This window comes from Propionivibrio sp., from assembly GCF_049316945.1.
Lineage (GTDB): Bacteria > Pseudomonadota > Gammaproteobacteria > Burkholderiales > Rhodocyclaceae > Propionivibrio.
Window position 1 is genome coordinate 1 of record NZ_JBMOJE010000173.1, and the last position, 7984, is coordinate 7984.

The following is a 7984-nucleotide window of genomic DNA, read 5'->3' on the forward strand; positions in this document are numbered from 1 at the left end:
CGCCGGACGCCGGTAGCGCCACCAACTCGTGACGGTCGAGACGGAGATCAGCACCGCGGGCTTGTGATGCCATTTCGTTGAATCGGAGCCGGACGCCAGGACCACCAAGGCGTGATGCCTGGCACCACCGGCTCGTGACGATCTCGCCGGAGGCCGGCAGCACTAGGGCGTGACGGTCGAGACGGAGATCAGCACCACCAGCTCGTGACGCTTGAGCTGGAGGCCAGAACCATCAGGGCGCGGTTTTGCTCATTCTCAACGGGACAATATCAGCCACGGGTTTTAATCCCCCAGCTTCCATCATTGCCGCCGTTGCTGTATTCACTGAAGCCCGCACCGGGTCAAGGTCTAGCCTTGCATAGATCATTGTCGTTTGTTGGCTTTGATGGTTTAGGCTCTTGCCGATTATCGCCAGCGATGCGCCGGTTTTGGCTTGCCAGCTTCCAAGCGTTCGCCGCAAGTCATGAAGCGTTACGCCGTTCGGGGTTTTTCTTCCGTAGGGTATTCCGGCCCGTTCCATGACGCGAATTACTGCTTTCTTCGGTTCTTCGATATGCCCACTGGCACCAATGCCGGGGAAAACAAAAACCTCTACATTGTCGGCTACTTCCTTGCGAGCATTCAGGATCGTTACCGCTTCCGGCGATAGCGTTACGTTTTGTGGGTCGCCGTTCTTTGTGCGAGGTATGCGCCAGACAGAATCATTCAAATTGACTTCAGTCCATTGCATCGCCAGCAGGTTTGCACGCCTCGCGCCAGTCAGAAGCGCCAAAAGAATGTAATCGCGCAAAGTCTCGTTTGATTCTTCGGCCAGGGATTGAAAGAATCTCGGAAGCTCATCAGCTTGCAAGAATCGATCACGTTTCACCTTGGAGCGTGTCTTTATTCCGATCACCGGGTTAGCCGTTGCATAGCCCCATTCAATGGCGCGGCCATAGATGGTAGATATTAGCGCCCGTATATTATTCTGAGTTGCGCCCGCTAAACCTGCTTTTTCCATATCCGACATGAGGCGCGATATTGCCTCACGCTTTATAGTCGTTACCTTCAATGGTGCAAGGCTTTGAAGATGGTTTGCGTAGTTGCACTGGTCCGTGTGCCAGGATAATTTCTTGCATCCGTGCCGTTCACCGTACTCTTTGAACAATTCGGCAAATGTCGGTTCACCCTTCATTACCCGCTTCACTTGCGCCGGGTTCGATCCTTCCTCAATCTCTGCATTCACTCGCGCCGCTAACTTGCGGGCTTGCTCGATGGTCATTGCAGGAAAGCGCCCGAGTGTTACGCGCTCAGGTTGCCCGCCCTTGATGCGCCGATAGATCGAAAAAGTCTTTGCGCCGGTCGCTGTCACCCGTAGTTGAAGCCCCGTAGTTTTTGAATCTAGATAAACAACACGCTTACCGGGTTCCGGGGTCGGCAATGCCTGCAAAGTCTCTTTTGTAAATCTGATTGAATTATCCATTTGTCAACTTTGGGGTTACGCCGGGGTTACACCGGGGTTACGTATTAGGTGAAATTCAGTCTAATTCCGTGTAACCCCGTTAAGGTCACTATAGCCTTAAACCATTGCTGTGTATAGGTTTGTTAAGGTTGAGTAACCCACGGTAAATAGCAGCGTTTTGGATTCATAACCCATAGGTCGGCAGTTCAATTCTGCCCATCACCACCAGTCATACCAAGGCTTGCAGCGATGCGAGCCTTTTTCTTTTGTGCTGCGTTTTCGGTCACGTAACCGCTATGTAACCCGATTTCATCAATCCGAAGCAATACGCGCCAAAAGAAAGAAATATTTCACCATTGCCCGGCATTCTGTGACTGTTCCGGAATAGCAGCGGCTTCGAGTGCGGCAATCAGGCATTACGCTGTTGCTCTCGATTCGGTGTGCTTTTTCGCCTTTGGTGCTTTGATGGAGACGTGTGGGGATAGGCCGGCGGTCGCGGCCATGTCAATTAGGGTATCCGTCGAAAACAGGTCAATTCGACCACGCATCAGGTCGGAAACGCGCGGCTGTGTCACGCCGAAAAGACCGGCAGCGGTGCTCTGGGTCAGTTCTTCACCCTTCACCCATTGCTGCAAGGCCATCATCAGTTCCGACCGGGCGCGCATGCTGGCGGCCTGCTTGGGGGTATCCTCAAGGGCGTCCCACACGCTATTAAATCGTTGCTTGCTCATCTTTGCTCCTTCATCAGTTCCTTGAATCGTTTCCGGGCCAGTTTTACGTCCTTGTCGCTGGTCTGCTCCGTTTTCTTCTGGAAGCAATGCAGCACAAAGACAGCGTCAGCCAGTATTTCCAGATAGATAACGCGGAAGGTGCCCCCCGCATCCCACACCCGTATTTCCTTGACGCCAGCACCTATACCGGCCATCGGCTTCCAGTCGTCAGGATCTAGCCCATGCTGGACTTTGTCTATCTGGTACCCGGCGTCACGTCTTGCGCTCTCGGGGAACGACCGAAGTGCATCCAACGAATCCCCGCAGAAATCAACTGGTTTCATGGCTTTATTATACAAAACTTTGTATTAAGTTTAGCGTGAAATTATGCGGATAAATGGCTTTGCATCCTCATCCGGTTGCGCAATCCTGGCCTGTTCAAGAATCCACGCTTCGATTTTGATGTGCCACTGGCGCAACAGATCAAGCGGGCGGCGGCGGTAATGCTTCTCAGCGGTCGCGCTTGGCTTGTGTCCCATGAGTTGAGCAACTACCCCGGCAGGCACTTCGCACCACTCGGTCAACGTACCAAAGGAACGGCGCAAGCCGTGCAGAGACAGCGCAGGAAGGCCAGCGGCGGTCAATGCCTTGTATGCCCTATGCGCGGCTCCATGAGTCGGCCAGAAGCAGCGGCAGGGCTCGAGAATACCCATTCATTGCGGCGGAGCAATGCGGCCACCCAACTTGAACGTATCAACCCGGACGCGACACCGGCCGCCGAGCAGCGCTGGAACGTCGAAGTCGAGCCGGTGTCTCTCAAATCCTTCAGCCTTGATGCCTACCTGCGGGCGCTGCTACAGAAGGACGCCGGTTTTTTCCGCGTCATTGCCTTGGTTTTCAGTTCGGAACCGTTCGCGGCGAGCGGCAAGAAAGTACCGGTCGATGAAGCGATGAAATGGATCGACAAGGGCGCCAACACCCTGCCGCACGACGTGGCTGTGCGGCGCTACAACGCGGACATGGTGTGCACGGCGCTGGTCTACGAGTTCGAAATCCATACCCACGGCGCCGAAGCGCAACTGCGCAAACCATCAGCGCTCGACGGCGCCGAACACTTGCGGGCGAGCGGCATCCTGCGCTCGCTGGAAGAATGACCATGGCCATGGCCCTGACACTGCCCACCGCCAAGCGGCGACTCGCCCAAGCCTGGTTTTTCGGGGCTGGCGCCGTCGCCGCACAGCTCCTTGTGCTGACCCTTTTCGGCGACCAGGCTTCGGTCCGCACACTCTGGGAAGGCTGGTTTGCGCCGGGGGTGATGCCGAACCTGTCGCTGATCGTCGGCGTGCTGGTCGCCGATTTCCGCAACAGCCAGCCCGGTGAGGAAAAAGCCAACGCCTTCGCCGACGCCTTCCTCTTCAAACTCGCCTTCTGGCTGTCATGCACCTACCTCACGCTGATGCTGCTGACCCTGCTCGCCTCGCCGCTGACCGAAGTCGATTTTCAGACCGACCTCAATAACTCGCGCTATTTCCTCGCGCCACTGCAGGCGCTGGCGACGGCGGCGCTGGGGGCGTTCTATGTCGGAGGAAAGACGAAAGAGTAAAGTTGACTTTAATTATTACTGAATGGCTGGAAGCCTCATTAATTGGCGTTCTACAACGATATCGCCTGAAGAACCAATGAATACGGCACTCTTGAAGCATGCCACTTGTAGAACCCCTATCCATGGTATCTGCGGGAAGAACTACTGGAATAATCTCGCACTTCAGCGGATTGCCGCAGGTCAAAAAACCGGGGGCGCGAAAGTCGATCCACGTTACAAGCGACGACCGGTTCAACGACTGTTCTCCTGCCAGCAGTCATCACGTGTTCAAAAACGAATCATTGCGCTAGACTTCTTCCCTCGAAAATCCGCAGAACGTTTTGATGACGACCCGAAGTTTACGCACCTTGGAAAATCTGCATTTGCGCAACCCGGCGGCCTGATGGATTCAGGGAAACCGCTTCTCGATCACACGCTCCGGTGCAACGGTTGCGTGCATTACTTCATCACCCACGAGTTGAAGTTCAGATACGGTTGCCGGGCCTTGGCTTTCAAGAGCCAGCAACAGCCGATCCGCGATGTAATTGACGCCTCAGGGCAATCCTGCCTGTATTTTCAGGCCAGAAAGCAAGGCCATTCAGATCGTTGAACCTTAAAACCTAAGTTTAACCACGGCGAACACGGCGGGCACGGCGAAAAGCCTCAGTTTTTTAGGATTTCATGGCTCACCCAAAGGGTGAATCATGAAAATATTGCAAGTCATTGATTTCCCGTTGTCCCTCTTCAGGGAGGCTTCGCGCTGTTCGCCGTGTTCGCTGTGGTCAACTGCCTTTTCTAGGTTGAATGTTGAGCAAGGTCAGCGTAACGACATACCGTGAAATTCCGACAATTATTGCGAGGGGCCGGAAAGGTCTTGCATTGTCGCCTCACGAAGCTTCCCGCCGATTTCAACTTCTCCGGGGGTTTTGGCGAATGCAACAGGTGCCGTTGCGGCCAGACAGAGCAGTAAGCAAGCGAAAAAGGTGGACACTTTTTCCATGCCCCTATCCTTCAACGAACGGATCGCGCAGCCGCCGCGCCGATAGCGTCGGCGAATATTTTCGACAGGGCCACCGGAAAATCATGGCCCATTCCTTCAACTTCCCGCATCTCGGCATTCGGAATGTTGTTGGCGACATCCTCACCGCAGGCCAGTTGAATCAGCGGATCGTCCTTCCCGTGCAGGACGACGGTCGGGCAGGTAATGGTCTTCAGGAGCCGGCGACGATCGCCGTTGGCGATGAGTGCGCCAAGTTGTCTGGCCACGCCTTGCGGGTAGAAGCAGCGGTCGTATTCCTGGCCGAACATCGTCTGCAAGTCATCCCGTGACGTCGGATAACCGGGGCTTGCCAGCGGCAGATAACGGGCGACGGCATCGTTGACGATGGTCGTACGGTCACGCGTGGCGGGTAGCGGGGTGAACAGCGCCATGGCCGCGGCAGCCTTGGGCGGCGGCAGCATCGGGTTGCCGCTGGACGACATGATGCTGGTCAGGGAGTGGGTGCGCGCCGGGTAACGGGCGGCGATGAGGTGGGCAATGGAGGCCCCCATTGAGGCGCCGACCAGGTGCGCCTGCTCAATCTTCAACACGTCCAGCAGGCCGATGCAATCTGCGGCCATCGTTTCGAGGGTATAGGGCAGGCCCGTCAATAGGTCACCACGCATGGCGGCGCCGATGTCCGGCAAAGCCATGCCATCGCAATGCGTCGAGAAGCCGCAGTCGCGATTGTCGAAGCGGATTACGCGATATCCGCGCGCCACCAACAAGTCACACAGCTCGATGTTCCAGCGCGTCAGTTGAACACCCAGCCCCATGATCAAAAGAATGGCCGGGGCACTGGCGGCACCGAAGGATTCGTAATGCAGCTCTATGCCATTGGCGGCGGTGCGTGGCATCGGGTTCGGTGAGGTGATAAAAAACAGAAACGGCCGTACTCAGGCGACCCGCAGGAGCTTTTCATGCTCGACAGACTGATCGACACATTCCCGCATCTCCTTGCCGGCCTTGAAGTGCGGAACATATTTCGCGGGCACCGACACCGCTTCTCCACTTTTCGGATTGCGCCCTTTACGCGGCGGGCGGTAGTTCAAGCTGAAACTACCGAAGCCGCGGATTTCGACGCGGTCACCTTTTGACAAGGCATTGCCGATGGCTTCGATAATTACCTTGACCGCGATTTCCGCATCAGTCGCCATCAGATTGGCGAAGCGGTATGTAAGAGCTTCGATAAGATTAGAACGTGTCATGGCCCGTATTCTACATTCAAGTATGCGCTACGCAATTTCTTTATGCTGCAATGGTGCCAAGCCTGACCTTGACAGAGGGCTACGCGTTTCAAGCAATCAGGAGAACAGTATTGAATTTCGTAGCCAATGAACTACCGATCCTCTGGAATGCTCTTCATGCTCTTCAATATACGTTCTTCAATCATCACGCCTGCAGAGCCAATGAATACCTCACTCTTCAGGCACATCGGTTGTAGATCGCCTGTTCATAGGGGTTGCAGCCTTGCTTATCTGGATAGTTGAAACACCAAGCTATTGATTATTACGCTATCGAAACAAAGAACACACCTGCGATCACCTCGCGCAAACGGGAAATCCTGATCCCTAAGGCCCAAGTGGATAGCCTTTGTTACAGCGCCTCACCTGAACTGTATCGTGTCGTCCAATTTGTTGATTTTTATTGATGTTCAAAGTAAAGTTAAACTTTCGATATTTATATTGAACATGGCTGCGTCAATCTATTTTCTTGATCTCTCAGAGAACCAGAAGCGGCAGTACATCGACGCGGAAACGGTCTTTCTCTCTCTGGTCCAGGCCAGGAAGGCTGCCGCAGAAGTTCGTGGCTCAATGATCTGGCGCGAACTGAGGGGCACTCGGACGCTGATCCGCACTTCTGCGTATGGAGGTCAAAAATCCCTCGGCCCACACTCCGATCAAAATCAGCAGTTGTTCGACAACTTCATGGCCAGAAAGGCCAGCCTTGAAGAGCGCGTCAAAGCCCTGAAGGCTCAACTCGCCATTCAGCAGCGACTCAACCGCGCGCACCGGGTTGGCCGTGTTCCCAACATCGTGGTCAGCGTCATCAATGCTCTGGAAAACGCGGGCGTACAAGAACACTTCCTGGTGGTGGGCACGCATGCCCTATACGCCTTTGAGATGGCTGCCGGGGTAAGAATAGCCGAACAAGCCATGGCCACTCGCGATGTGGACATGCTGTTCGACACACGCAAACGTGTATCCTTCTTCACCGCGATGAAGAAACTCGACAGCTCGCTGATTGGCTTGCTGCGCAAGGCCGACCCAAGCTTCGAAGTCGTCGCGGATCAGCACTACAGCGCAAGAAACAATGATGGTTTCGAGGTGGACATCATCCGTCGCAACGCTGGCGTTATTGATCCCCACCCCATGCGCATGAGCGATGCTGAAGAAGACTTCTGGGCGGCCCAGGTTTCCATGGGCGAAAAGCTCCAATCCGCCCGCCGCTTTGATCAGGTAGTGATTGCCACTTCCGGAGAAATGGCGCTCATGCGTACCGTACACCCGCTTGATTTCGCCCGGATCAAGCAGGCTTTATCCCGGCAGGAATTGCGGGAGGCCAACAAACGCGGCAAGGATGCTCTTCAGGCAAAAATTGTCACCGAACTGGTGAAGCAGTATTTGCCACACCTGATGGAGTCCTCCACGGCCGGTGCAACGCCTGGCATCTGAATCGGGGCGGTTTATTGCACCCGATCAAAGATCGCTGACGCGGCCGCGCAACACCTTCACCAGCCCGCGCCTGACCTTGCTTTCGACACGCTTTTTCTGCGCGCTGCGCGTCGGCTTGGTCGGACGGCGCACGACGGGGACGAAGGCGGCGCGGGCGATCAACTCGCGCAAACGCGTCAGCGAGTCGATGCGATTACGTTCCAGACTGCGGTGCGACTGCGCCTTGATTACCACCACGCCGTCGTCACTGACGCGCTGATCGCGAAATTGCAACAGCCGGGTCTTGATTTCATCCGGCAGCGAGGAAGCGCCAATATCAAAGCGCAGGTGGATGGCGTTCGACACTTTATTAACGTTCTGACCGCCGGCGCCCTGCGCGCGAATGGCGACAAACTCGACCTCTTCCTCGCGCAGCAGGATTTGTGGGGGATTTACAGGCATGGCATGGACTCGGGAAAAATGATCGACGCCGCAATTATAAAGGCTCAGACTTCCTGATCCAGTCCGTATTTATTCAGTATTTATAGGAAATTAGTT

Annotated in this window: 11 protein-coding genes and 1 tRNA gene; 5 read left to right on the forward strand and 7 right to left on the reverse strand. The window is 55.2% G+C overall.

What is annotated here, in order from left to right:
• Window positions 1-232 precede the first annotated feature (232 nt).
• Window positions 233-1462 carry a tyrosine-type recombinase/integrase gene (locus ACOYNV_RS23945; RefSeq protein WP_422902325.1) on the reverse strand — a complete coding sequence of 410 codons (1230 nt, stop codon included), beginning with the start codon at window positions 1460-1462 and terminating at the stop codon, window positions 233-235.
• A 132-nt stretch (window positions 1463-1594) separates the two neighbouring features.
• Here ACOYNV_RS23945 and ACOYNV_RS23950 point away from each other — a divergent pair.
• Window positions 1595-1669: transfer RNA gene (locus tag ACOYNV_RS23950), tRNA-Met, on the forward strand.
• Between the two features lie 188 nt (window positions 1670-1857).
• Here ACOYNV_RS23950 and ACOYNV_RS23955 read toward each other — a convergent pair.
• Genes ACOYNV_RS23955 through ACOYNV_RS23965 form a run of 3 tightly spaced genes read right to left on the reverse strand, consistent with a single transcriptional unit; the run spans window position 1858 to window position 2795 of the window.
• Window positions 1858-2172 carry a helix-turn-helix domain-containing protein gene (locus ACOYNV_RS23955; protein WP_422902326.1) on the reverse strand — a complete coding sequence of 105 codons (315 nt, stop codon included), beginning with the start codon at window positions 2170-2172 and terminating at the stop codon, window positions 1858-1860.
• Window positions 2169-2495 carry a type II toxin-antitoxin system RelE/ParE family toxin gene (locus ACOYNV_RS23960; RefSeq protein WP_422902327.1) on the reverse strand — a complete coding sequence of 109 codons (327 nt, stop codon included), beginning with the start codon at window positions 2493-2495 and terminating at the stop codon, window positions 2169-2171. Before ACOYNV_RS23960 ends, ACOYNV_RS23955 begins: the two co-directional genes overlap by 4 nt.
• A gap of 30 nt (window positions 2496-2525) precedes the next feature.
• Window positions 2526-2795 (reverse strand): hypothetical protein, encoded by a 270-nt coding sequence (locus tag ACOYNV_RS23965; protein WP_422902328.1) that lies wholly within the window; start codon window positions 2793-2795, stop codon window positions 2526-2528.
• A gap of 27 nt (window positions 2796-2822) precedes the next feature.
• Between ACOYNV_RS23965 and ACOYNV_RS23970 the strand changes: the two genes are divergently transcribed.
• The 3 genes from ACOYNV_RS23970 to ACOYNV_RS23980 all read left to right on the forward strand — a co-directional run bounded on the left by ACOYNV_RS23970 (window position 2823) and on the right by ACOYNV_RS23980 (window position 4343).
• On the forward strand, window positions 2823-3305 hold the full coding sequence (locus ACOYNV_RS23970) for a hypothetical protein (protein WP_422902329.1): 483 nt from the start codon (window positions 2823-2825) through the stop codon (window positions 3303-3305).
• 8 nt (window positions 3306-3313) lie between these two features.
• A complete protein-coding gene (locus tag ACOYNV_RS23975) occupies window positions 3314-3754 on the forward strand; it encodes a hypothetical protein (RefSeq protein ID WP_422902330.1) in 441 nt (146 codons plus the stop codon).
• A 76-nt stretch (window positions 3755-3830) separates the two neighbouring features.
• Window positions 3831-4343, forward strand: a complete 513-nt coding sequence (locus ACOYNV_RS23980) for a hypothetical protein (protein ID WP_422902331.1) — start codon at window positions 3831-3833, stop codon at window positions 4341-4343.
• Between the two features lie 401 nt (window positions 4344-4744).
• On the opposite strand, the gene ACOYNV_RS23985 is transcribed toward ACOYNV_RS23980, so the two are convergent.
• Entirely contained in the window at window positions 4745-5629 is an 885-nt protein-coding gene (locus ACOYNV_RS23985; RefSeq protein ID WP_422902332.1) for an alpha/beta fold hydrolase, read from the reverse strand.
• 39 nt (window positions 5630-5668) lie between these two features.
• Complete coding sequence (locus ACOYNV_RS23990; RefSeq protein ID WP_422902333.1) at window positions 5669-5980, reverse strand: integration host factor subunit beta; 312 nt, start codon at window positions 5978-5980, stop codon at window positions 5669-5671.
• A gap of 483 nt (window positions 5981-6463) precedes the next feature.
• On the opposite strand from ACOYNV_RS23990, the gene ACOYNV_RS23995 reads away from it, so the two are divergent.
• The gene (locus ACOYNV_RS23995; protein ID WP_422902334.1) at window positions 6464-7447 is read left to right on the forward strand and encodes a GSU2403 family nucleotidyltransferase fold protein; all 984 of its coding nucleotides are present in this window, start codon (window positions 6464-6466) and stop codon (window positions 7445-7447) included.
• A gap of 24 nt (window positions 7448-7471) precedes the next feature.
• Here the strand turns inward: ACOYNV_RS23995 and arfB are convergent, their stop codons facing one another.
• A complete protein-coding gene (arfB, locus tag ACOYNV_RS24000) occupies window positions 7472-7888 on the reverse strand; it encodes an alternative ribosome rescue aminoacyl-tRNA hydrolase ArfB (RefSeq protein WP_422902335.1) in 417 nt (138 codons plus the stop codon).
• Window positions 7889-7984 lie beyond the last annotated feature (96 nt).

Bases quoted from the DNA above. Each gene is read 5' to 3' on its own strand.
- ACOYNV_RS23945 (WP_422902325.1), bottom strand. From the start codon at position 1,462: ATGGATAATTCAATCAGATTTACAAAAGAGACTTTGCAGGCATTGCCG.
- ACOYNV_RS23955 (WP_422902326.1), bottom strand. From the start codon at position 2,172: ATGAGCAAGCAACGATTTAATAGCGTGTGGGACGCCCTTGAGGATACC.
- ACOYNV_RS23960 (WP_422902327.1), bottom strand. From the start codon at position 2,495: ATGAAACCAGTTGATTTCTGCGGGGATTCGTTGGATGCACTTCGGTCG.
- ACOYNV_RS23970 (WP_422902329.1), top strand. From the start codon at position 2,823: ATGAGTCGGCCAGAAGCAGCGGCAGGGCTCGAGAATACCCATTCATTG.
- ACOYNV_RS23975 (WP_422902330.1), top strand. From the start codon at position 3,314: ATGGCCCTGACACTGCCCACCGCCAAGCGGCGACTCGCCCAAGCCTGG.
- ACOYNV_RS23980 (WP_422902331.1), top strand. From the start codon at position 3,831: ATGAATACGGCACTCTTGAAGCATGCCACTTGTAGAACCCCTATCCAT.
- ACOYNV_RS23985 (WP_422902332.1), bottom strand. From the start codon at position 5,629: ATGCCACGCACCGCCGCCAATGGCATAGAGCTGCATTACGAATCCTTC.
- ACOYNV_RS23990 (WP_422902333.1), bottom strand. From the start codon at position 5,980: ATGACACGTTCTAATCTTATCGAAGCTCTTACATACCGCTTCGCCAAT.
- ACOYNV_RS23995 (WP_422902334.1), top strand. From the start codon at position 6,464: ATGGCTGCGTCAATCTATTTTCTTGATCTCTCAGAGAACCAGAAGCGG.
- arfB (WP_422902335.1), bottom strand. From the start codon at position 7,888: ATGCCTGTAAATCCCCCACAAATCCTGCTGCGCGAGGAAGAGGTCGAG.